This is a genomic window from Bradyrhizobium sp. USDA 376, assembly GCF_054063675.1.
In genome coordinates, this window is record NZ_JBSSGN010000001.1 from 5660399 (window position 1) to 5683056 (window position 22658).

Annotated in this window: 21 protein-coding genes and 1 pseudogene; 17 read left to right on the top strand and 5 right to left on the bottom strand. The window is 64.3% G+C overall.

The features are described 5' to 3' along the window. Window positions 1-116: 116 nt before the first annotated feature. Window positions 117-1358 carry an amidohydrolase family protein gene (locus ACVJ19_RS26065; protein WP_453951962.1) on the bottom strand — a complete coding sequence of 414 codons (1242 nt, stop codon included), beginning with the start codon at window positions 1356-1358 and terminating at the stop codon, window positions 117-119. Window positions 1359-1505: 147 nt separating this feature from the next. Between ACVJ19_RS26065 and ACVJ19_RS26070 the strand changes: the two genes are divergently transcribed. Further along, window positions 1506-1922 (top strand): nuclear transport factor 2 family protein, encoded by a 417-nt coding sequence (locus tag ACVJ19_RS26070; RefSeq protein WP_453951963.1) that lies wholly within the window; start codon window positions 1506-1508, stop codon window positions 1920-1922. Here the strand turns inward: ACVJ19_RS26070 and ACVJ19_RS26075 are convergent. After that, window positions 1919-2681, bottom strand: a pseudogene (locus tag ACVJ19_RS26075) (GntR family transcriptional regulator). The gene ACVJ19_RS26070 and the pseudogene ACVJ19_RS26075 sit on opposite strands and share 4 nt — an antisense overlap. Window positions 2682-2872: 191 nt before the next feature. Between ACVJ19_RS26075 and ACVJ19_RS26080 the strand changes: the two are divergent. The 9 genes from ACVJ19_RS26080 (at window position 2873) to ACVJ19_RS26120 (ending at window position 11822) form a co-directional block, all read left to right on the top strand. Continuing rightward, window positions 2873-3730 (top strand): ABC transporter ATP-binding protein, encoded by an 858-nt coding sequence (locus ACVJ19_RS26080; protein ID WP_453951965.1) that lies wholly within the window; start codon window positions 2873-2875, stop codon window positions 3728-3730. Continuing rightward, entirely contained in the window at window positions 3730-4506 is a 777-nt protein-coding gene (locus ACVJ19_RS26085; protein ID WP_212339035.1) for an ABC transporter permease, read from the top strand. Before ACVJ19_RS26080 ends, ACVJ19_RS26085 begins: the two co-directional genes overlap by 1 nt. A 39-nt stretch (window positions 4507-4545) precedes the next feature. Continuing rightward, window positions 4546-5571, top strand: coding sequence for an ABC transporter substrate-binding protein (locus tag ACVJ19_RS26090; RefSeq protein WP_453951966.1), 1026 nt, complete (start codon window positions 4546-4548; stop codon window positions 5569-5571). A 16-nt stretch (window positions 5572-5587) separates the two neighbouring features. Further along, entirely contained in the window at window positions 5588-7021 is a 1434-nt protein-coding gene (locus tag ACVJ19_RS26095) for an amidohydrolase family protein (protein ID WP_453951967.1), read from the top strand. 141 nt (window positions 7022-7162) lie between these two features. After that, complete coding sequence (locus ACVJ19_RS26100) at window positions 7163-8071, top strand: amino acid ABC transporter substrate-binding protein (protein WP_453951969.1); 909 nt, start codon at window positions 7163-7165, stop codon at window positions 8069-8071. A gap of 130 nt (window positions 8072-8201) precedes the next feature. Then, entirely contained in the window at window positions 8202-8705 is a 504-nt protein-coding gene (locus ACVJ19_RS26105; RefSeq protein ID WP_453951970.1) for a MarR family winged helix-turn-helix transcriptional regulator, read from the top strand. A 2-nt stretch (window positions 8706-8707) separates the two neighbouring features. Further along, window positions 8708-10756 carry an FUSC family protein gene (locus ACVJ19_RS26110; protein WP_453951971.1) on the top strand — a complete coding sequence of 683 codons (2049 nt, stop codon included), beginning with the start codon at window positions 8708-8710 and terminating at the stop codon, window positions 10754-10756. Then, the gene (locus tag ACVJ19_RS26115) at window positions 10753-10959 is read left to right on the top strand and encodes a DUF1656 domain-containing protein (protein ID WP_211403254.1); all 207 of its coding nucleotides are present in this window, start codon (window positions 10753-10755) and stop codon (window positions 10957-10959) included. Before ACVJ19_RS26110 ends, ACVJ19_RS26115 begins: the two co-directional genes overlap by 4 nt. Then, entirely contained in the window at window positions 10956-11822 is an 867-nt protein-coding gene (locus ACVJ19_RS26120) for an efflux RND transporter periplasmic adaptor subunit (RefSeq protein WP_453951972.1), read from the top strand. The genes ACVJ19_RS26115 and ACVJ19_RS26120 overlap by 4 nt, the downstream gene beginning before the upstream one ends. Before the next feature lie 659 nt (window positions 11823-12481). Here ACVJ19_RS26120 and ACVJ19_RS26125 read toward each other — a convergent pair. The 3 genes from ACVJ19_RS26125 to ACVJ19_RS26135 form a co-directional block, all read right to left on the bottom strand. Next, window positions 12482-13693 carry an acyl-CoA dehydrogenase family protein gene (locus ACVJ19_RS26125; protein WP_453951973.1) on the bottom strand — a complete coding sequence of 404 codons (1212 nt, stop codon included), beginning with the start codon at window positions 13691-13693 and terminating at the stop codon, window positions 12482-12484. A 33-nt stretch (window positions 13694-13726) separates the two neighbouring features. Further along, window positions 13727-14845 carry a glycoside hydrolase family 172 protein gene (locus ACVJ19_RS26130; RefSeq protein ID WP_453951974.1) on the bottom strand — a complete coding sequence of 373 codons (1119 nt, stop codon included), beginning with the start codon at window positions 14843-14845 and terminating at the stop codon, window positions 13727-13729. A 102-nt stretch (window positions 14846-14947) separates the two neighbouring features. Next, window positions 14948-16573: a long-chain fatty acid--CoA ligase gene (locus ACVJ19_RS26135; protein ID WP_453951975.1), complete on the bottom strand. Its 1626-nt coding sequence runs from the start codon at window positions 16571-16573 to the stop codon at window positions 14948-14950. A 176-nt stretch (window positions 16574-16749) separates the two neighbouring features. Here ACVJ19_RS26135 and ACVJ19_RS26140 point away from each other — a divergent pair, with 176 nt between their 5' ends. The 7 genes from ACVJ19_RS26140 (at window position 16750) to ACVJ19_RS26170 (ending at window position 22657) form a co-directional block, all read left to right on the top strand. Beyond that, entirely contained in the window at window positions 16750-18594 is a 1845-nt protein-coding gene (locus ACVJ19_RS26140; RefSeq protein WP_453951976.1) for a flavin-containing monooxygenase, read from the top strand. A 5-nt stretch (window positions 18595-18599) separates the two neighbouring features. Next, complete coding sequence (locus tag ACVJ19_RS26145) at window positions 18600-19403, top strand: shikimate dehydrogenase family protein (RefSeq protein WP_453955210.1); 804 nt, start codon at window positions 18600-18602, stop codon at window positions 19401-19403. Window positions 19404-19524: 121 nt separating this feature from the next. Beyond that, window positions 19525-20340, top strand: a complete 816-nt coding sequence (locus tag ACVJ19_RS26150; protein ID WP_453951977.1) for a lytic murein transglycosylase — start codon at window positions 19525-19527, stop codon at window positions 20338-20340. Between the two features lie 158 nt (window positions 20341-20498). Continuing rightward, entirely contained in the window at window positions 20499-20720 is a 222-nt protein-coding gene (locus ACVJ19_RS26155) for a hypothetical protein (RefSeq protein ID WP_008137329.1), read from the top strand. A gap of 12 nt (window positions 20721-20732) precedes the next feature. Next, window positions 20733-21155 (top strand): hypothetical protein, encoded by a 423-nt coding sequence (locus ACVJ19_RS26160; protein ID WP_453951978.1) that lies wholly within the window; start codon window positions 20733-20735, stop codon window positions 21153-21155. Window positions 21156-21612: 457 nt separating this feature from the next. After that, window positions 21613-22059, top strand: coding sequence for a MaoC family dehydratase (locus ACVJ19_RS26165; RefSeq protein WP_453951979.1), 447 nt, complete (start codon window positions 21613-21615; stop codon window positions 22057-22059). 88 nt (window positions 22060-22147) lie between these two features. Then, complete coding sequence (locus ACVJ19_RS26170) at window positions 22148-22657, top strand: hypothetical protein (RefSeq protein ID WP_453951980.1); 510 nt, start codon at window positions 22148-22150, stop codon at window positions 22655-22657. Window position 22658: the final 1 nt, after the last annotated feature.

The window sequence follows — 22658 nt, forward strand, 5'->3', positions numbered from 1 at the left end:
AATTCGGGGAGAATCTACTATCCGGGAGAGTACCGGATTCGGAATTTTGGAACTTTGAGCGGTAACATCGAACGGTAATCCGGCGCGCTGCAATGCAGATATGCGTGAGCGTCCGTTCACGGGCCTGGGCGGAACAGCGCGGGCCGCTGCTGCGCGAAGGTCTGCCGGCCACCCCGGAAGCCCATCATCACGTCAGGCAGCTCGGCGATGGCGAATCGGCTGTCCCTGGTATCGAGCACGATCAGATCGGCGGGATTGCCGACCTTGATGCCGTAGTCACCGAGGTTCATCAGCCGCGCCGGCAGTTCGGTCACGAGATCGAGGCAGGTGTCGAAGTCGCTGACCGAGGCATGTGCGACATTGGCGTAGAAGTTCGCCATCCGCAGCAGCGAGGCGTCGCCGAACGGCGTGAAGGGATTGAGCACGTTGTTGGTCGCAACCGAGCACAGCACGCCGTCGGCCGCGAGCTTATGGGCGAGCGTCAGCCCGCGCGGCGCATTGTGGGTGGCCTCGCGTCCCATCAGGTAGAGATCGGTCGCGGGCAGCACCGTGACGGCAACGCCTGATTTCGCCAGTTGCGCGGTGGCAGCTTTCATCCGATCCGGCGGCAATGCCGACAGCTTGGTGGCATGGCCGATTGCCACGCGTCCCCCGTAGTTGCGCCGCTCGGTCTGCCGGCAGACCTCGTCGAGATGCCACCATGAGGGATCGAGATCGAAATCGAGATGGAGGTCGACGTCGACGTCGAATTCCTCAGCGAGGTCGAAGATGCGCGCGAGATGGGCGTTCGGGTCGGTGTCCATGTAGGGACAGCCGCCGATGACCTCGCCGCCGTTGCGCAGCGCCTGGATCAGCAGCTCCTCGGCTCCGGGATCGTTGGTCAAGCCTTCCTGCGGGAAGACGCAGAGTTCGAGGTCGATCGCCCAGGCATGGTCGCGCTTGAGCGACTTGACCGCCTCGAAGCCGCGGAGGCCAATGCGCGGATCGATCTCAACATGCGTACGCATCCGCGTCGTGCCGTGCACGATGGCGCGTTCGAGCACTTTTGCGCCGCGGGCGTAGACGTCCTCGACCGTGAAATCCTTCTTCATCCCCGCCACGGCGCGGATCGCCTCCGAGACGCTGCCGTGATTGTGGCCGCAGCGGCCGAGCAGGCAGGCCTTGTCGAGATGGATGTGGGTGTCGACGAAGCCGGGCAGGGCGAGGTGCCCGCCGAGGTCGACCTCGACGGTCTCGCAGGCGAGCTTTGGCTCAATCGCGACGATGCGGCCGTCCTTCACGCCGATATCGACGGGCGCGGCGGATGAGCGCAACAGCGCGTTGCGGAAGATCAGGTCGAAGGCGGCTTGGGTGGTCATGGCGTCGAATTCAGGTGTGGTAGCCTAGCGGAAGCCGAGGGAGCGGGCAGCTCCAGATTGTGTGCAGCCAAGGTGTCGGATTGTTCAAAAAATGTGCATGCACTTTGAGGCCTGAATTGTAGAATGTCGGCACCCTCGGAGAACCCCATGTCCGCTCCCGCCAAAGCCGAACGCCCGATGACCGACGCCGAGATCGTGGAGGCTTACCTGACGGCCTCGATGATACCCGATCCCGACGCCGCCGCGGCCTACATGAAGCCCGGCACGGCGATCACGTTCACCGGCGGGCGCGAGTTCGATCATCCGCGCGGGCCGACTGGCTTCAACGCCAGGCGCTATCGCTGGGTCAAGAAGAAGATGGACCGGTTCGACGTCTGTCCGGGCGCGGACGAGACCGTGGTCTACAGCGTCGGCACGCTCTATGGCGAGTGGATGGACGGCACCCCGTTCGAGGGCAATCGCTATGTCGATCGCTTCGTCGTGAGGGGCGGCCAGATCGTGAAAATGGACGTCTGGAACGACAGCGCCGAGCGCATCCTCGTCCAGCGCGGGATTGAAGCCTAGCTTCTTCGCGCGACCTTCGGCAGCTTGACGACGCGGTCGCTCGTCACCTCATCGGCGTAGGGCGCAAGAATATCGAGGAGATCACGGCCGCGCTGCGGAGTGGGAGCGACCAATGCGCGATTGGCCACGGAATCCAGGTGATGATGCATCAAATCCATCACCTTGGCCTCGTCGCCCTTGGCGAGCGCTGAAATGATCGCGCGATGCTCATTGATGGCGCATTCGGTGGAATGCGGCCGGCTGTAGAGCGACAGCGTCAGGCAGCAGCGATAGGCGACCTCGCTGACATAGCGCACCAGGATCGGGCTGTTCGTCATGTGGGCGAGCAGGATGTGGAATTCGGTGGCGAGCCGGATCGAGACCGCATCCGTGCCGCCGCGGGCGCGATCCTCGGCGTCGACATGGGCATTCAGCTCGGCGATCTGCGCCTTGGTCAGCTTGCCCGCGAGCTGACGGACGACGAGGCGCTCGAGCTCGATGCGGATGTCGAAGGCGTCGCGCGCCTCCTGCCAGCTCGGCGTCGCCACCACCGCGATCCGGTTGCGGCGGAGCTCGACGAGGCCCTCGGCGGCGAGCTGCCCCAGCGCATGGCGGGCAATGGTGCGGCTGACGCCGAAGCGTTCGCCGAGCGCATCCTCCGGCAGCTTGGCGCCGGGCTCGAGCGCCTGCTGGCTCGATGATGGCACGCCGCAACGCGCGGCAGATCACGCTGACCTTGTCCGACGATTCAGAAGTCTTGGTGCTCGCGCGCGCCGCCATCGGCGAATCCTTGAGGGAAGGTCGAAACCTCTCTTTAGCACAGGCTTGCGCCAATCCAGCGCTCCAATTGCATGCAGTTTGGTGTCTGGATTGCCTAAATCGAATCCGGCCATTCGGCGGGCGATTTGGCCAAATCATTGATTTCGCGGGTATCGGCGGCTGGCACCCAGCTTGCATGCACTTTTGGTGTGATGCGCATGCAACCCAAGTCCCAGTTTGACGGCCAGCCCGTTCCGGAAGGCGCGACCGCCATCGAGCTGTCCGAGGCGTCCGTGACCTTCGGACGCGGCGACCGCGCCGTGCCGGCTTTGTCGAAGACCAGCTTGAGGATCGCCGACGGCGAGTTTGTCGCACTGGTCGGCCCGTCCGGATGCGGCAAATCGACCATTTTGCGGCTCGTCAGCGGCCTGGTGCAGCCGACCAGCGGTGTCGTCATCGTCGGCGGCCGCGAGGTCGCGGCGCGGGCGATGCGGGTCGGGATGGCGTTCCAGAACCCGACCATGCTGCCGTGGATGACGATCGAGCGGAACATCATGCTGCCGCTGAAGATCGTCGAGCCGTTCCGCTCCAACTTCCGCAAGCTGCGCAAGACCGAATTCCGCGACAAGGCCAACGCACTGCTCGAGCAGGTCGGCCTCCGGGGATTTGGCAACCGCTATCCCTGGCAGCTTTCCGGCGGCATGCTTCAGCGCGCCAATCTCTGCCGCGCGCTGATCCACGAGCCGCGCATGCTGCTGCTAGATGAGCCCTTCGGCGCGCTCGACCAGTTCACGCGCGAGGAGCTGTGGGCGATCCTCCAGAACCTCTGGATGACGCACAAGCCGACCGTGCTGCTGGTCACCCATGACCTGCGCGAGGCCGGCTTCCTTGCGAGCCGCATCTGCGTGATGAGCGCGCGACCCGGCCGCATCCTCGACGACAGCCGCGTCGAGTTCGCGCGGCCGCGCACGGTCGCCATGACCTTCGAGCCGGATTTCGTCGCGCTGAATCAGAAGCTGCGCGCCTTCATCGAGGATGCGCGCAGCGCAGCGCAGCAGGGAGCAGGCTGATGTTCGGGATCGATATCAGGCAGAAGGCGTGGTCGGCGGGGCTGATCGTGCTGTTCTTCGTCGCCTGGGAGCTGTTCTGCCTGATGACGGGCATGTCGGACCTGGTGCTGCCGCGACCCTCGCAGGTGTTTGTGACGCTCGTTCAGCGCTTCCCGGTGCTGTGGCCGCACATCGTGCAGACGCTCGCCACCACCATGTTCGGCTTCGTCCTTGGCGTTGCGCTCGGCGTCGCCCTTGGCGCGATCATCGGTGTGTCCAAGACCGCCTACGACACCTGCTATCCGCTTCTGATCGGCTTCTCCTCGATTCCCAAGGTCGCGGTGGTGCCGATCTTCGTGCTGTGGTTCGGCTCCGGCACGGTGCCGGCGGTGCTGACGGCACTGTCGATCTGCTTCTTCCCGATCGTCGTCAATATCGCCACGGGCTTGGCGACCACCGAGCCCGAGCTCGAGGACGTGCTGAAGGCGCTGGGCGCCAGCAAGCTCGACATCCTCTGGAATGTCGGTCTGCCCCGGACCATGCCATTCTTCTTCGCCTCGCTGAAGGTTGCGATCTCCTACGCTTTCGTCGGCGCGGTGCTGTCGGAGACGGTCGCCTCCAACCGCGGCATCGGCAACGTCATGATGACCGCGTCCTCCAATTTCAACGTGCCGCTGGTGTTCGCCGGCCTGTTCGTGCTCGCCGGTCTCGGCGTCGCGCTCTACGTCGTGTTCTCGCTGATCGAAGGACAGGTCACCGGCTGGGCAACGCGCAAGAACGACGTGATCGCCACCTGATTTTCAAACCGTCACGCAACGAAGCTTGAGGAGGTCTCGATGTTGAGAAACGTAACTGCCGCGCTGCTGGGATTGGCCCTGTCCGCAGGCGCCGCCATGGCGGAAGACACCACGATCAAGTTCACGCTGGGCTGGAAGACGCAAGGCAGCGACGCCGCGTTCTTCTATGCCAAGGACAACGGCTTCTTCAAGGAGGAGGGCCTCAACGTCGTCATCGACCAGGGCGAGGGCTCCGGCGCCACCGTCACGCGCGTGATGTCCGGGGCCTATGATGCCGGCTTCGGCGATGTCAACGCCATCATCCAGAACGCCTCGAGCAAGCCGCAGGAGGCACCCGTCATGGTCTACATGATGTGGAACCAACCGCCATTCGCGATCGTCGCCAAGAAGACCAGCGGCATCAACACCATCAAGGATTTCGAAGGTCACACCCTCGGCGGCGCGCAGGGCACGCCGACGACACGCCTTTTGCCGGTGTTCACCCGCAAGAACGGGCTCGACGGCGAGAAGATCAAGATCTCCAACATGGCGCCGAACCTACAGGAGCCGATGCTGATCAAGGGCGACATCGACGCTGCGCTCGTCTTCAACATCACCAGCTACTTCAACCTGGTGCTCAACCGCCAGGACCCGGACAAGGACTTCAAATGGTTCTCGTTCGGTGAGTACGGTCTCGATCTCTATTCCAACGGCGTGATGGTCTCGAAGAAGCTGATCGCGTCGAACCCGAAGGCCGTCGCGGGTCTCGTGCGCGCCATCAACAAGGGCGCGATCGCGGTCGCCAAGGACCAGAATGCCGGCATGAAGGCGGCGCTGAATTACGACAACCTCATCAACGCCGATGTCGAGAAGCGCCGGCTGCAATATTCCTTCGAGAAGCTGATCGTCTCGCCGGAGATGAAGGAGATCGGCATCGGCGACATCAAGGACGACCGCATGACGCGCGCCATCGGCATCGTGGTCGAGGGCTATCAGCTCGCCCGCGCGCCGACGCCTGCAGAGGTATTCTCGCGCGAATTCCTGCCGCCGCGCGCAGAGCGGGAGCTGGTGTATACTGCCAACTGATTTCGGAGGGACAGCCATGGCCACGGACATTTCGGCATCCAGCCTGTTCCGTGGCCCTGACCGCGGCGTCAGCGATAATGTCGTGCTGCGGCACGACGGCGGTGTGATCACCGATATCTCGGAACGAGCGGGGCCGGGGCCTCGCTCCTTCGTCATTCCGGCGTTCGTCAACGCCCATGATCATGCCCGCGCCACAGCCTCGTCCTTCGGTGCGGTCGGCATGCCCCTGGAAAGCTGGATCCTGCGCACGGCGCTCGGCACACCTGTTGATCCCTACCTCGCCGCGGCCTCTGCCCTGGCTCGTTCCGCCAAGGCCGGCTGCGCGGCCATGATGGTGCACTATACCCGCCCGAGCGGAACGATGCCCTTGGTGGAGGAAGCCAAAGCCATCGCAAAGGCTGCATCCGAGGTCGGCATCCGCATCGCGTTTGCGATGGCCGTGCGTGACCAGAATCCGATCGTCTACGGCGATGCCGAGCCGGTGCTCGCAGGGCTTGGCCGCGACGATCGCAAGTCCATCGAGGATCTCTTCGTCCGCGCGCCGATGTCGCCCAAAGCGTATATCGAGCTGACCGATGCCATTGCGGCCGCGATCGCCGGCCCGATGATGGACGTGCAGCTCGGGCCCGCCGGCGTGCAATGGTGTTCGAAGCCGCTGCTGGAGGCGGTCGCCGAGAACTCCGCGCGGACCGGCCGGCGCATTCACATGCACCTCCTGGAAACCGTGTACCAGCGCGCCTGGGCCGACCAGCATTTTCCCGACATGGTGCGCTGGCTGCGCGACATCGGCTTCCTCTCGGAGCGGCTGACGCTGGCGCACTGCATCCACGCCCGTCCCGACGAGCTGGAGATGATCGCAACCTCCGGCGCGCGCATCGTCACCAATTTCAGCTCGAACATGCATCTGCGCTCGGGCCTCGCCCCGATCGCCGCCGCGCACAAGTGCGGCTGCGCCATCACTGTCGGCGTCGACGGGCTGGCGCTGGACGAGGACGACGACATCCTGCGCGAGATGCGGCTGGTGCAGATGGCCCATGGCGGTCTCGGCTTCAAGGCGACATGGACGCCGGCCGAGATGTTTTCGCTCGCCGTCCGCAACGGACGCCGCGCCACCGGCGCGCCGGGGAGCGGGGAGCTCGCTGCCGGCAACCCCGCCGACTTCGTCGTGATCGACCTCGACCGGCTCGATCGCGACCGGATCATGCCGGTCGATCCCATGGCGCTGCTGTTCGCGCGCGGCAACGCATCTCTGGTGAAGGAGGTCGTCGTCGCCGGCAAGACGATCGCGCGGGACGGGGTCTGTATGGGTGTTGACCTGCCGGCCATCGAACAGGAGTTGCGGGCGATGTACCGCGCCAATGTCGTCAAGCTCGAAAGCTTCCAGCGGATGTGGCCGCCGCTGTCGGAACGGCTGGGCGGCTGGTTCGAACAGCAGCTGACCTGTCAATGAGGCGGCTCGCCCCGCCGGGATGTATATAAAAAGGCGATAGCTGGTAAACCCTGCCTCGTCTGGCGCCCGATGCGTCTATACGCTATCAGCTCCGCGATTGCGTCTCGACATCCGTCGAAGACCCCCTTGAGGAGCCCTCCGATGCGTCTACCCACCATTCTTCTGGCCGTGACTTGTCTTGCGGGCGCGGCTTCGGCCGAAGACCTCACGGGCACGCTCCAGAAGGTGAAGGAGACCAAAAAGATCACGCTGGGCTATCAGGAAGCCTCGGTCCCGTTCAGCTATCTCGACGGCAACCAGAAGCCGGTCGGCTTTGCCATGGACATCTGCCTCAGGATCGTCGATGCCGTGAAGAAGCAGCTCAACATGCCCGACATTTCCGTCGAGACCCTCGCGGTGACGTCGTCGAACCGCATCCCGCTGATGGTCAACGGCACGCTCGACCTGCATTGTTCTGCAACCACCAACAACGCCGACCGCCAGAAGCAAGTTGCCTTCACCAACACGCACTTCCTCAGCGCGACGCGGTTCGCGGCCAGGAGGGCGGCGAAGATCAACACCATCGACGATCTCAAGGGCAAGGCGGTCACGGCGGTGGCCGGCTCGGTCAACCTGACGCAGCTCGCCAAGGTCAACACCGAGCGCAATCTCGGCATCAACATAATGCCGGCCAAGGACCAGGCCGAGGCGTTCCTGTTGCTGGAGACCGACCGGGCCCAGGCCTACGCGCTCGACGACGTCCAGCTCGCGGTCGCGATCGCGCGCTCGAAGGAGCCGCAAGCGTTCATGATCAGCGAGGAGACGTTCTCGAAGCCCGAGCCCTACGGCATCATGCTGCGGCGGGAGGATGCACCGTTCAAGGCGCTGGCCGATCGCGCCACCGCGGAGCTCTATGCGAGCCCGGAGATCGAGGTGCTCTACAGGAAGTGGCTGGAGTCGCCGACGCCGCCGAACGGCCTCAACTACAACGTCCCGATGTCGCCGGCCCTGCGCAGCGCCTTCAAGACCCCGAGCTCGAGCGCCGATCCGGACGTGTATCTGGTGAAGTGAGGCGAGGGTGCTGGCGCGCGGCGTGTCGCTCGGGCGGCGCGCCGGCGTTCGGGAGCTCCACTAGGCCCGGTCGCCATTTCGTGATCGGCTTTAGATTGTGAACGAATAGATAGCTTCCTATCTAATCGGCATGGCGCCGTCGCAGGCTCACATCCACGCCGAAATCGGTCGGCTCATCACGCGCCTGGGCCGGATGTGGCGGCGCGAGTCCGACACTGCCCTGTCCAAGCACGGCCTGTCCTATGCGACCGCGATTCCGCTTCTTGTGCTGTCGCGCCAGGGCGAGAATGTCCGGCAAGGCGTGCTCGCGGATGAGCTCGGCATCGAGGGGCCCTCGCTGGTGCGCCTGATCGATCTGCTCCAGGCCGAGGGTCTGGTCGAACGCCGGGAAGATCCCACCGACCGTCGTGCCAAAACGTTACATTTGACGAAAGCGGGCGCGGCCAAGGTCGAGGAGACCAACCGGGTGCTGCGCCGGGTGCGGGCCAGCCTCCTGAAGGATATCGGGCCCGAGGAACTTGCGATAACATTCGAGACTCTTCAGCGCATCGAACAGCGGGCCAGTCGCCTGCAAGAGCCCAAGATCGGTCTTGAGAAGACTGGTCCTGAGAAGACTGGTCCCGAGGCGAAATAGCCATGCGCGCAGACGAGCCGTTCCTGGTCCGCCACGCGGACCTCATTTTTGCTTTGAAGACGTTCGCCGCGTCGATGCTGGCGCTCGTCATCGCGCTCGCGATGGACCTGCCGCGGCCCTATTGGGCGATGGCGACCGTCTACATCACCTCGCAGCCGCTGGCGGGGGCCACCAGCTCCAAGGCCTTCTTCCGCGTGATGGGCACGCTGGTCGGGGCCGTCATGACCGTGGTGCTGGTGCCGAACCTGATCGACGCGCCGGAGCTGCTCTGTCTCGCCATCGCGCTGTGGGTCGGGCTTTGTCTCTATCTGTCGCTGCTCGACGGCACGCCGCGCAGCTATGTCTTCATGCTGGCCGGGTACACGGTGGCGCTGATCGGCTTCCCCTCGGTGTCCGAGCCCGGTGCCATCTTCGACACCGCGGTGGCAAGGCTCGAGGAAATCTCGCTCGGCATCATCTGCGCCAGCCTGGTCTCGACCATCGTGTTTCCCCGCAGCGTCGCGCCTGCGGTCGCCCATCGCGTCGACACATGGCTATTGGATGCGCGCCGCCTGAGCCAGGCGGTGCTGCTGCGAGAGGGCAATGACGAATTTCGCCGCAGCAAGCGTCTCAAGCTTGCGACCGACATCGTCGAGATCGACACGCTCTCGACCCATCTTGCTTATGACCGCCTAACCGACCGCAACGCGGTGACGGGCCTTGGCGAAATCCGGCTCCGGATGTTGACGCTGCTGCCGGTGATCGCTTCGCTCGAGGACCGGCTGGCTGCACTGGGCGAGGAAGCAATGCGGCGGCAGCCCGAGCTGGAGCGACTGCTGGGAGACATCGCGCAATGGATCGTGAGCGACGTCAGCGCACGGCAACCGGCCGACCGGATCCGCACCGCGATCGCGGAGCAGCAGGCGGTGCTCGACGACAGCGCTGACTGGGAACGGATCATCACCACAAGCCTGCTGTTGCGGCTGCGCGAACTCGTCGACCTCTCGCGCGACTGCCGTGAGCTGACCGAGGCGATCGCCGCGAACCGCAACGTCTCGACCATCGATCTGGCCTTCCATTCCGAGGCCGGCGCCGCGCCGGCGCGCCACAGAGATCGCGGCCTTGCGCTGTGGTCGGCGGCCGGCGCCGCCACGGCCATCCTGATCTGCTGCGCATTCTGGATCGGCACCGGCTGGCCGGACGGCGCGTCGGCGCCGATGATGGCGGCGGTCGCCTGCTCGTTCTTCGCCGCGCAGGACGAGCCGGCGCGTTTCATCCGCAGCTTTGGCATGTGGTCGTTGGTCGCGATCGTCGTCGTTGCGGTCTATCTGTTCGCGCTGGTGCCCGCGATCTCCCATCTCGAGGTCCTGATCGTCGCGCTGGCGCCGACCTTCCTCGTTTATGGCTTCCTGATCAGCCGGCCGGCGACGGCGGGCACCGGCATGGCGCTCGCGGCGAACACCGCGACGCTGTTGGCGCTGCAATCGACCTACAGCGCGGATTTTGCGGCCTATGCCAATTCGGCCGTCGCCTTCTTCGTCGGTGTCGTCATCGCCGAGCTGGTGACGCGGATTGCGCGCGGGGTGGGCGCCGAATGGATCGCCAATCGCCTGGTGCTGTCGAACTGGAAGACGCTCGCGGTCGCTGCCGAACGCCGCGGCAAGCGCGACCGCGCGGAGTTCGCAGGCCTCATGCTGCACCGGCTCGGGCTCCTGGTGCAGCGTATCGCGTTCCTCTCGGAAAGCGATCGCCGCGACGCCGACAGCCTGGTCCAGCTCCGCATCGGCATCAACATCATCGACCTGCGCCGCGCCCGTTACGGGCTTGCGGCCTCCACCATTGCCGTCATCGACGACATGCTCGACCAGCTCGCCATGGCCTGCCGCAACTATGCGGGGAATGGCATGCCGACCCAGCTGCTCACGAGCGTCGATCGGGCACTGGCCCAGGCAGTCAAGGATCCCAATGACAGCGCGCGCGAAGACGCCCTGATCGGTCTCGTCGGTATCCGCCGCGGCCTGTTTCCGGACGCGCCGGCCTATCGGCCGCGCGCAGAGAGTGTTGCGGCATGAGATATGTGATCGACATCTACGGTGTGCTGGTGCCGGCGCTGCTGCTGTGGATCATCATCGCCTACGTCCTCAGCGCGCTTTTGCGCCGGCTGATGCAGCGCTTCGACCTCTACCGGCTGGTCTGGCACCGCGCGCTGTTCGATTTTGCCATCTTCGTCTGCCTGCTCGGCGGCGTCGTCTATCTCTCGGAGTACCTCACATGAAGGGGAATCTTGCCTGGTTCGGACGCATCGCGCTGACCGTCATTGCCGTCATGCTTGCGCTCGTCGTCGGACGCGAGCTCTGGGTCTACTACATGGAATCGCCGTGGACCCGTGACGGCCGCGTGCGCGCCGATGTGGTCCAGGTCGCGCCCGATGTCTCCGGCTTCGTCACCGAGGTGCTGGTCAAGGACAACCAGAAGGTCCGTCGCGGCGACGTGTTGTTCCGGATCGACCGCGAGCGGTTTGCGCTGGCGCTGCGGCAGGCCGATGCGTCGGTGGCCGGCCATCAGGCGACGCTCGACCAGGCCAATGCCGATCTGAAGCGCTACAGCACGCTCACGACCGATGCGGTGTCGCAGCAGAAGCAGGAGCAGGTGCTGGCCACCCAGCTGCAGGCCAAGGCGGCCTTCGATGCGGCCGTCGCCGACCGCGCGGTGGCGCAGCTCAACCTCGACCGCAGCGAGGTCCGCGCCTCCGTGAACGGGGTGATCACCAACATGGATCTGCGCCCCGGTGCCTATGTCACCGCCGGGAAGGGCGTGATGGCCCTGGTCGACACCGACACGCTGCATGTCGAAGGCTATTTCGAGGAGACAAAGCTCGCGCGCATCCGCATCGGCGACAAGGTGCAGGTGCGTTTGATGGGCGAGAAGACCACGCTCACTGGTCACGTCGAAAGCATCGCCGCCGGGATCGAGGATCGCGACCGCGCGGAAGGCGCGAGCATGCTCGCCAACGTCAACCCGACGTTTAGCTGGGTGCGGCTGGCGCAACGCGTGCCGGTGCGCATTGCGCTGGACCCGGTGCCTGAAGCCTTGTCACTGGTGGCGGGACGTTCCGCGACGGTGGAGGTATTGGACTAACGCAGCGAGCAGATGATCGCGCTTGGCCTGGGGAAAACCGGCGACAAGCGTTTCAATGCCAAATCTTAAGGCTAATCCTGACTCGCGTGTGTTGAGTCGGGGGACTGTATGGGCGTTTGGTTTTTAGTCCTAGCAGCCTGTGTCGTCGCCGCGTTGCTCCTTTTGGCGTTCTGCCGATAGCGCCGATAGCAGATGCAATTGTTGCTGCGAAGCATCAGCGAGCCGCGGAATTGCGGTTCCAGAGCGATGGTTTTTGACTGTGCATGGATGAACGCGTTCACTCCGGGATCGGAGGCGGACGTGAGCTGGTTGTTTGTGTTTCTCATTGCCGCAAGCGCTGTCGTTCTGATCGCCCATGCGATTGACGCGATGCGTTCTTGATACGGCCTGCGATTCGGTTTCGTCGGTAGCTCGGTAAGCGCCGAAAATGTTCCGAGGCGGGCGAGCGTCAATTTGAGGAACCTGGCCCTGCGAGCCAGGGTTGTCACAGCAGGAGGAATACGATCATGCTTGCGTTCTATCTGCCGATCATCATTTTCGGAGCGATGCTCGAAGCGATTTTGAATCAGAATGTATCTGCGCCCATCCAGGAGCCGCCGAGCTTCGACTAGACGCCGATCCCCTTGCGCAGCCTCTAGTACTGACGCGCCAGCATCGGCTTAGACATTCGAGTATTTCCTCAGCTCGAATCGCGCGATCTGATTCCGATGCACCTCGTCCGGTCCGTCGGCAAGACGCAGCAGGCGCGCGGTGGCATAAGCCTGCGTCAAACCGAAATCGTTCGAGGTGCCGCCACCACCGTGCGCCTGGATCGCCCAGTCGATGATCTGGCAGGCCATGTTCGGCACGGCGACCTTGATCATCGCGATCTCGGCTTTCGCGACCTTGTTGCCGACCGTGTCCATCGCGTAAGCCGCGTTCAGCGTCAGCAGCCGGGCCTGCTCGATCATGATGCGGGCTTCCGCGATGCGCTCCTGCGTCACCGTCTGCTCCGAGACCGGCTTGCCGAAGGCGATGCGGCTGCGGACGCGGCGGCACATCTTTTCCAGCGTGCGTTCGGCAAGGCCAATCAGGCGCATGCAGTGATGGATGCGGCCGGGGCCGAGGCGGCCCTGCGCGATCTCGAAACCGCGACCTTCGCCGAGCAACATGTTCTCCTTGGGCACCCGCACATTGGTGAAGACGACTTCCGAGGCGCGGTCCGGCACGCCGTAGAAGCCGAACACGGGCAGGGGTCGCTTGACCTCGATGCCCGGCGTGTCCATCGGCACCAGGACCATGGATTGCTGCTTGTGGCGATCCGGATTGTCAGGATCGGTCTTGCCCATGAAGATGCAGATCTTGCAGCGCGGGTCGGTCGCATTCGTCGTGTACCATTTGCGGCCGTTGATGACGTAATGGTCGCCGTCGCGCACGATCGAGCTCTCGATGTTGGTCGCGTCGGACGAGGCGACCGCCGGCTCGGTCATGGCGAAGCAGGAGCGGATTTCACCCGCGAGCAGCGGCTTCAGCCAGCGCTCCTTGTCCTTCTCCGAGCCGTAGCGTTCCAGCACCTCCATGTTGCCGGTGTCGGGCGCGGAGCAGTTGAACACTTCGGGCGCAAGGTGCGAGCGGCCCATCACCTCGCAGAGCGGAGCATATTCGAGATTGGTGAGCCCGGCGCCGTGGCCGGACTCCGGTAGAAACAGATTCCAGAGACCCTCAGCGCGCGCCAGCGGCTTCAGCTCCTCGACGACGGGATAGACCTTCCACGGTCCGAGCTCTTCGGCCTCGCGATAGAAGCGTTCCTCGTTCGGATAGATGTGCCGGTCCATGAAACTTTCGAGCTTGCGCTTGAGCTCAACGACTTTGGGCGACATCGGATAGAGCATTCTTTCGTCTCCTTGATCGGACAGCAACCGCGGCTAGGCGATTTCCAGATAGTCCGGCCCGGGCAGCGTCGGGAAGGGCGCCGTCGGCAGCATCTGGTACCAGAACGCGACCGAGGCGATGTCGTCCTGTAACGGAAGATATTTTCCGTCCCTCGCGCCGGGCAGCCAGCCCAGCGCCTGGATCGTCACGCGCAGATCGCTTCGGAAGCGGACGGGATCGGGGATGTGCCAGCGATAGAGGCCAAAGCGCTGCTGCGATCGGTAGACGCCGTCGGGGCGGATCACCTGCGGCAGACCGGCATAGGGCGTGGTGAACTCCTGATAGCGCGATTGCTGTGCAGGACCCTGGCTGGCATGGGCGACATGGGGATCGAAATTGTAGGCGCCGCAGAAATAGTCCTCGGTGCCGGTGCCGCAGATGGTCGGGAACGCTCCGTCGCCGTCGATGAAGAACTTGATCTCGCCTTCGCCCCACCAGCCATTGTTGTGGACGCCCCAGGCCATGTAGGTGCCGACATAGTGGCCTGTGCCCTTGACGCCATCGAGGATGGTGTAGACCTCCTTGAAAGGAAGCGGGTTGGTGCGGCGGAATTGGGCATGGAAATAGGCGCAGTCCTCAGGCACATCGGTCAGCGTGTAGTTGATCTGGTAGTAGATCGTGAGCTGCTCCTCGCTGCGGTTCTCCAGCGTGAAGCGCGCGCGTTTGCGGAACGGCATTTCCCAGTAGCAGTTGAAGGCGCGGCCGGGATTGACGCAGACCGCGAGCGAGGAGACCTGCGCGAACTCCTCCCACCCGCAGGCGAAGAAATCGCCGGCCGGACATTCCACGCTCGGCAGCGTTTGGTCATCCCAGTAGACGCGCAGGATCGAATGGCGCAGACGTCCGCGCGCCAGCGTCATCCAGATCTGCTGGATCGCGCCCTGGCCCTCGATGTCGGCGAGCGTGAAGGTCGTGCCGGGCTCGATGACGACGTAAGGCGAGACCTTCCAGCCCTGGCCGAGATCGCGGGCCTGACGCGCGGCGGGGCCGTCGACGGACATGCCGCCTTTGCCCTTCTCGCCGGTGAAGTTCTCCGGGCTGATCGAGCGCGTCAGCGCATTCGACAGGCGCGACAGATTGCCGAGATGCATGCCCAATCCGGAAAACGTCATGATGTCCTCGATCCAAGGTGAGCGAGGCCTCAAGATATCGCTCCCGAATTGACCAAAAGATAAAAACCGCGCGCTGAATTGTCCGCACGCGGTCGGGTGCCGTCATGCGACGCGGTACTCCCTAAATTTCTCGCGCAACGCCGATTTCAGCACCTTGCCGGTGCCGGTCATCGGGAATTCGTCGAGGAATTCGACGGCGTCGGGCAGCCACCAGCTCGCGATCTTCGGCCGCATGTGCTCGAGCAGCGTCTTGCCGTCGACGGTGGCGCCCTTCTTGCGGACGACGAGGAGCAGGGGGCGCTCCTGCCATTTCTCATGCGCGATGGCGACGACGGCGGCTTGCAGCACGTCGGGATGCGACAAGGCGATATCCTCGAGCTGGATCGAGGAGATCCATTCGCCGCCGGACTTGATCACGTCCTTGGAGCGGTCGGTCAGCGTGACGTGGCCTTGGCTGTCGATCACGGCCATGTCGCCGGTAATCAGCCAGCCGTCGCGGTCGAGGCCTTCCTCCAACTTCATGTAGCCGGAGGCGACCCATGGCCCGCGGGCGCGCAAATGACCGACCGTCTTGCCGTCGCGCGGCAGCTCATTGCCGGCGTCGTCGACGATGCGCAGAGCGGTGCCGAAACAGGCGCGGCCGGAGACCTGGCGCCGGTCGAACTTCTCCTTCTCGCCGAGATGCTCCGAGCCGGGGCGCAGACCCGGCATCGAGCAGCCCAGCGCCTCGGTCATGCCCCAGGCCTGGATATAGTCGACATTGTACTCGCGCTTGAGCTTCTCGACCATGGCGCGCGGCGGCGCCGAGCCCGACGACAACGTCGCGCGCAACGTCGAGAATTTGTTGCCGGTGCGACCGAGCCAGTCGAGCAGGATCAGCCAGAAGCTCGGTACGCCCGCCGACAGCGTCACCTTCTCGCCTTCGAGCAGCTCGTACAGCTTGTCGGGCTCGTAGTTGCGGCCGGGCAGCACCAGCTTCGAGCCGGTGTAGGGCGCGGTGAACGGCATGTTCCAGCCATTGCCGTGAAACAGCGGCGCCATCGGCATCATCACTTCGCGCACGCCTTCGACATGGCCCGGCAGGAAGTCGAAGTTGCAGCAGGTCATGGTTTGCAGGATCGCGGCGCGGTGCGAATAGATCACGCCCTTGGGATTGCCGGTCGTGCCCGAGGTGTAGCAGATGGTGGACGCGGACTTTTCGTCGAACTCCGGCCAGGCAAACCCGGCGTCGTTCTCTCGTCCCAGCAATTCCTCGTAGCAATGGACGTTGGCAAGCTTCGTCTCCGGCATCCGCTCGCGCGAGGACATCACGATATAGGCTTCGACCGTCCTCAGCTGCGGCGCGATCGCTTCCACGATCGGCAGCGTGGCGCGGTCGATGAACAGCAGGCGATCTTCGGCGTGGTTGATGATGTAGACGAGCTGCTCGGGAAATAGCCGCGGGTTGACGGTGTGCAGCACGTAGCCCATGCCCGGCGCCGCATAGAACATCTCGAAATGCCGGTGCGTATTCCAGGCCAGCGTGCCCACGCGGTCGCCGTGCTTCATGCCGAGCCGCTTTAGTGCTAGCGCCATGCGCTTGATGCGCGGATGCGCGTCCGCATAGGTGTAGCGATGGACGTCGCCCTCGATCTCGCGCGCGACGATCTCCGCTTCGCCGTGATAATCGGCGGCGTACTGGATCAGGCCGCTGATCAGCAGCGGCATGTCCATCATCAATCCCTGCATGGTCTCCTCCGGGCCGCCATGTCGTTGCATGGCGTAGGCTTGTGATTTGCGCGAGGGTAGCTGAACGTCACGCGGCGTTCACGCAAAAAACAGCGGACGTGATTGCATGCGTCACTTTTTCGGGGCTAATTTGAGGAGAGCTGTCGGCGAAGCAGCGTCCGCCGTGGAGGAAATGAATGTCAGCGGAAAGACACAAGACCGGTACGGCCGGCTCATCTACCGTCGATATTTCCGCACTCCGTGCGCGCTATCGCGACGAGCGCGACCGCCGTCTGCGCGCCGAGGGCAAGGCGCAGTATGTCGAGGTCACGGGCGAATTCGGCCGCTATCTCGACGATCCCTGGGCCGATCCCGGTTTTGCGCGCGAGGCCGTCAGCGAGCAGACCGAAGTGCTGATCGTCGGCGGCGGCTTTGGCGGCCTGCTCTGCGGCGCGCGTCTGCGCGAAGCCGGCATCGCGGATTTTCGTATCGTGGAAAAGGCCGCCGATTTCGGCGGTACCTGGTACTGGAATCGCTATCCTGGAGCTGCCTGCGATACCGAGAGCTACATCTACCTGCCACTCCTGGAAGAGACCGGCTACATGCCGGTGCGAAAATATGCGCGGGCGCCGGAGATCTACGAGCACTCCCGCCGCATCGGCCGGCACTTCTTGCTCTATGAGCGCACGCTGTTTCAGACCGTCATCTCGCGCATGGAATGGCAGGAGCAGGAGGCGCGCTGGCTGGTCGAGACCGATCGCGGCGACCAGATCCGCGCGCGCTTCGTCATCCTGGCCGGCGGTCCGCTGAGCCGGCCGAAGCTGCCGGGGATTCCCGGCATCGAGACGTTCAGGGGGCACAGCTTCCATACCAGCCGCTGGGACTACGCCTACACCGGCGGCACCGCTGAGGGTGATCTCACGGGCCTTGCCGGCAAGCGCGTTGGCATCATCGGCACCGGCGCCACCGCCGTGCAATGTGTGCCGCATCTCGGCCGCTCCGCGAAGGAGCTTTATGTCTTCCAGCGCACGCCATCGGCAATCGGCGTGCGCGACGACCGGCCGACGGACCAAGCCTGGGTGCAGGGCCTCAAGCCCGGCTGGCAGCGCGAGCGCATGGACAATTTCACCGCCGTGATCTCGGGCGAGCCGTTCGAAAAGGATCTGGTGCAGGACGGCTGGACCGGTCTCCTCGGCGAGATCCTGCTGGCACCGCGCCGGCAGCCGCAGCCGGTGACCTCGATGGAAGAGGTGCTGAAGGTCATCGAGCAGGCCGACTATCGCAAGATGGAGGAGATCCGCGCCCGCGTGGACGCTGTTGTAAGGGACGAAGCAGCCGCTGCGGCGCTAAAACCCTGGTATAAAGCGTTCTGCAAGCGCCCGTGCTTCCATGACGAATATCTCGACACTTTTAATCAATCCAATGTGCATCTCGTCGATACCAAAGGGCAGGGCGTCGAGCGCATCACCGAGAATGCGGTCGTGGTCGACGGCAAGGCCTATGAGCTCGACTGCCTGATCTATGCCAGCGGTTTCGAGGTCGGCACCGACTACGCCCGCCGCATGGGCTTTGAGGTCTATGGCCGCGACGGCATCAGCCTGTCCGAGCGCTGGCGCGACGGCGTCAAGACCATGCACGGCTTCTACAGCCGCGGCTTTCCGAACTGCTTCCTGATCGTCACGGTGCAGGCCGGCCAGAGCGCGAACTTCCCGCACATCATCGACGAACAGTCGCAGCACATCGCCTATGTCATCGATCAGGCGCGCAAGCGTGGCGCCCGGACGCTGGAGCCGACGCTCGCGGCCGAGAACGCCTGGGTCGAGGAGGTGGTCAAGGCCGCGATCGGCCGTCAGACCTATCTCGCCGAATGCACGCCCGGCTATTACAACAATGAAGGCGTGTTCGATCCGATCGCGGCCAGAAACAGCCAGTACTGGCGCGGACCGGTGGCGTTCCTGCGGCTGCTCGACAAATGGCGCAAGGAGGGCAATCTGGATGGTCTGGAATTGAGTTACGGGACGGCCGCGGAGGCCTGGGCTTGAGCGACATGATCCCGGCTCCAACAGGCGCCACGCGGCTCCACGTCATCGTCGGCGATCCCATCGCGCAGGTGCGCTCGCCGGCTGGCGTGTCGGCCGCCTTTGCCGCGCGCGGGCACGACGGCATTCTCGTGCCTGTTCAGGTGGCACCAGGGGATTTGGCCGACTTCCTCTCCGTGGCAAGGCGGCTGAAGAACCTCGACGGCATTGTCGTGACCATCCCGCACAAATTCGCCTGCTACCAGGCCTGTGCGAGCGCGACGGCGCGCGCGCATTTCCTGCGGACCGTGAACCTGATGCGCCGGCGTCCCGACGGCTCATGGCACGGCGACATGGTGGACGGCCTCGGCTTCGTCGGCGCGGCGCGGGCGAAGGGCATCGATCCGAAGGGCATGCGGGCGCTGCTGGTCGGTGCGGGCGGTGCGGGATCGGCGATCGCACTTGAGCTGGTCGAGGCCGGTGCCCGCGAGCTTGCGATCCATGACAGTGCAATCGAGCGCCGTGACACACTGGTCGGCCAACTCAACAGGCTGGGCAAAGCGTCGGTGCGGGCCGGCTCTGCGGATCCGGCCGGCTTCGACTTCGTCGCCAATGCCAGCCCCGCCGGAATGAAGGATGGCGACCCGCTGCCGGTCGACGTCGCGCGGCTTTCGTCGTCGACCTATTGCGGCTGCGTCATCACCAAGCCTGAAGTTTCACCGTTCATCGCAGCTGCCCGCAGCATCGGCTGCGTGACCGGGACCGGCACGGACATGTACCAGCAGCACCAGAGCATCATGGTGGATTTTCTACTGGGCGCGGAGGGGACGTAAGGCGCCGGTGTCAAGGGCCTTGCTTGGATTGATTGTATCTGTCGGGACTTGAGCGATTGCAACGGGCGTAGGATCATGCGCTCGCACGAGCCGGTCGTGCAGTCAGGGAGAGGAACGGGCAATGGTCATGGGCAGGACAGTCGCGACGGCAGTGATTGGCGCGACCGCGCTGCTTCTCTCCGTGCCCATGGCCGAGGCCGCGCAATGCGGCAGCTCGCCGGCCGGCTTCGAGGCCTGGAAGCGCGAGTTCAGCGCGGAGGCGCAAGGAAAGGGCATCGGCCCGACCGCAATCGGCGCCCTGATGCAAACCAATTACGCCAGCGCGACCATCGCCGCCGACCGCGGCCAGCGCAGCTTCTCGCTGTCGCTCGACCAGTTCCTGGCCAAGCGCGGCGCCACCACCATCGTCGCCAAGGGGCGGCAGCTCAAGCAGTCGCAGGCCGCTCTGTTTGCCTCGATCCAGCAGCGTTACGGTGTCCCGCCCGGGCCGCTGATCGCGATCTGGGGCATGGAGACCGGCTTCGGCAGCCAGCGCGGCAACCAGAACATGCTCTCCTCGATCGCGACGCTCGCCTATGACTGCCGCCGTCCCGAATTCTTCACCGACCAGCTCTATGCCGCGCTGAAGCTGATCGACCGCGGCACGCTGTCGGGATCAACCCGCGGCTCCATGCATGGCGAGGTCGGCCAGACCCAGTTCATGCCCAAGAACATCCTGGCTTATGGCACCGGCAATCTCGAGGTTGCCGCCAATGCATTGAACTCGACCGCCAATTTCCTCAAGGCCCATGGCTGGCGTGCGGGAGCCGGTTACCAGCCGGGCGAACCGAATTTCGCGGCGATCGAGGCCTGGAATGCTGCCGGCGTCTATCAGAAGGCAATCGCGCTGATGGGCCGGCAGATTGACGAGGGGGGAGGGGCGGCGGCCTCGCGCTGACGAGAGCCCGTCACGCGAACCGGCGTCCGCTCCGCTAGAAAAACGCTCTTGCTCAGCAAGGCGTGATACACTGGTGCGAGAAAGTTGTTGCTATCGGGAACCGACGGCACGAGGTTTGCTTTGATCCGTTTCAGGGCTGGGCATGAGGAGACTCAACTATGGCAACCCAGATCGTGATGGACCAGACTGGCGACACCCGCCACGAGTTTGATCCTGGCAATGCCGAAGCGCTGGCGCGAGCCGAGCAGCGCTTTCGGGAGCTGACCGGAGCCGGCTTCACCGCCGCCTTCCGAACCGGACCCGGCGAAGTCACCCGTATCAAGTCGTTCGATCCGACCGCGCAGGAAACGCTGTTCTATCCCCGCTTGGTCGGCGGCTGATCTGAGCTGCTCATGTTCGCGGCATTGTGGTTCCGCGCGCCCGCGCGTGCCCGTTTGCACGCGCTGCGCGAACTCTACCGGCGCTTCTTCGGCGAGAACACGCCCGATGCGCGGGGCCGCCGGCTTCTGGCCGAGTGGCTGACGCCGGCGCAACGCGCACAGTTCGAGCAGCACCGGTATTTCGACGTCATCGGCTGCGATACCGGCAAGAAGTATCGCATTCATTATGGCACGGCCGCCAACGTCCACGAGGTCGATGACGCCGGTCACGCGACGATGGGGTGGTGCTTCGTCCCCTCAGGCTTCCTCGTGCCCGGCGACGTGATGCTCGCGCAGAAGATCGCGCTCGAGACGGATGAAAAGGCCGCGCTCGCGCTCGCCAACCGGTTTCCGCCGGCAACGCATTCAGAGCATTTTTACCGGCGGCCGTTCTAGAGCATGACCCGGACCCGAAGGGCCGCGTTAGCGCAAAGTGTGCTGCGGTTTTCCGAAAAGATCATGCTCAAACGAAGAGCAAGCGCTCAGTAATGCGTGGTGCGATAGGCATCCAGCGCATGCGCCGCAAAGATGCCGATGCTGCAAAGTCCGAGCAGGGCGGAGATCAGCTCGATCATAGCTCGTCCTCCCGTGGCGATTGCGCGACGAGGTTCTGGCAGCAGGCATAGTCGTAGATCAGGTCGAGGAGAAATTGCATGGTGGCCGTCCCTGTATTTATTTTGACAACGACTTAACCGGCGATCTGTTTCAGGCGTGTTTCGTCGCATCGGGAAAGAGGTTTCGCGGGGGAACCCCGGGCTGGTTTGTGCGCCGCGGACCCGTTAGATCGCAATTTCGCTAAATTCTTTGAGTCGCGCGGTCCCGGCAGCGGCGCACCAAATTGCGAGGCAAAATCATGGCGCAGGTCGAGTGGTTCGACGATCTCACCATCGGAATGCGGTTCAAATCCCCGGAAGTTCAGGTCACCGAGGCCGACATCAAGCGCTTCGCCGCCGAGTACGATCCGCAGCCGATGCATCTCGACCATGAGGCGGCGAAGGAGACCCTGTTCAAGGGGCTCGCTGCCTCGGGATGGCACACCGCCGCGATCGCCATGAAGCTCGCGATCCAGACCCGCCCCTTCGGCCCACATCCGCTGATCGGCGCCGGTGTCGACGGGCTGCGCTGGACCATGCCGGTTCGGCCCAACGACCGCCTGCATCTGGTCGGCGAGGTCATGAGCCTGACGCCTTCGAAGTCGAAGCCGCAGGGCATCGCGCTGGTGAAATGGACGATGTTCAACCAGAACGGCGAGGAGGTTTACAGCTTCACCCCGATCGCGATCGTGCCGCGACGGGGGTAGGGACGCTGTTCGCCTTACCGGCCCGAAGCCCTTGCGAGCCGCCGGCAGAGATGGTCATCTCGGCGCGGGGAACGCGCTGGAGGCCGACATGAAACGATCTCTTCTCGCCGCCGGAATTCTCGCAGGCGCCTTGAGCGCAGCCGCCTTGAGCTCGAGGCCCGCGCTTGCGCAACAATCCAAGGTCGGCGACTGGACCATCGAGAAGCGTACCCAGGACACGCATTGCAATGCGAGTCGCGGCTACAAGGACAAGGAGGACGAGAACCGCGACTACGTCATCGTCATCACCTATTCCGACAAGGCGATCGTGATCGTGATGATCTACGACGGCTGGGAATGGGACAAGGTCGGCGAGATCCTCCGGGCCGATGTCGGCACCGATGACGCCGAGATCATGAAGAAGGCGAAGTGGGAGGTCATGGACAAGACCACCGTGCGCGGCATTTTCGAGTACGACCAGTCGATCATGGACCGCCTCTCCAAGGCCAAGCGCCTCACGCTCGATTTCGAGGATGACGACGACAGCATCGAGATGCAGATTCCGCGTGCCGGCGAGGCGCTCGCCGCGCTGAAGTTCTGCGAGGAGAACCGGAAGTAAC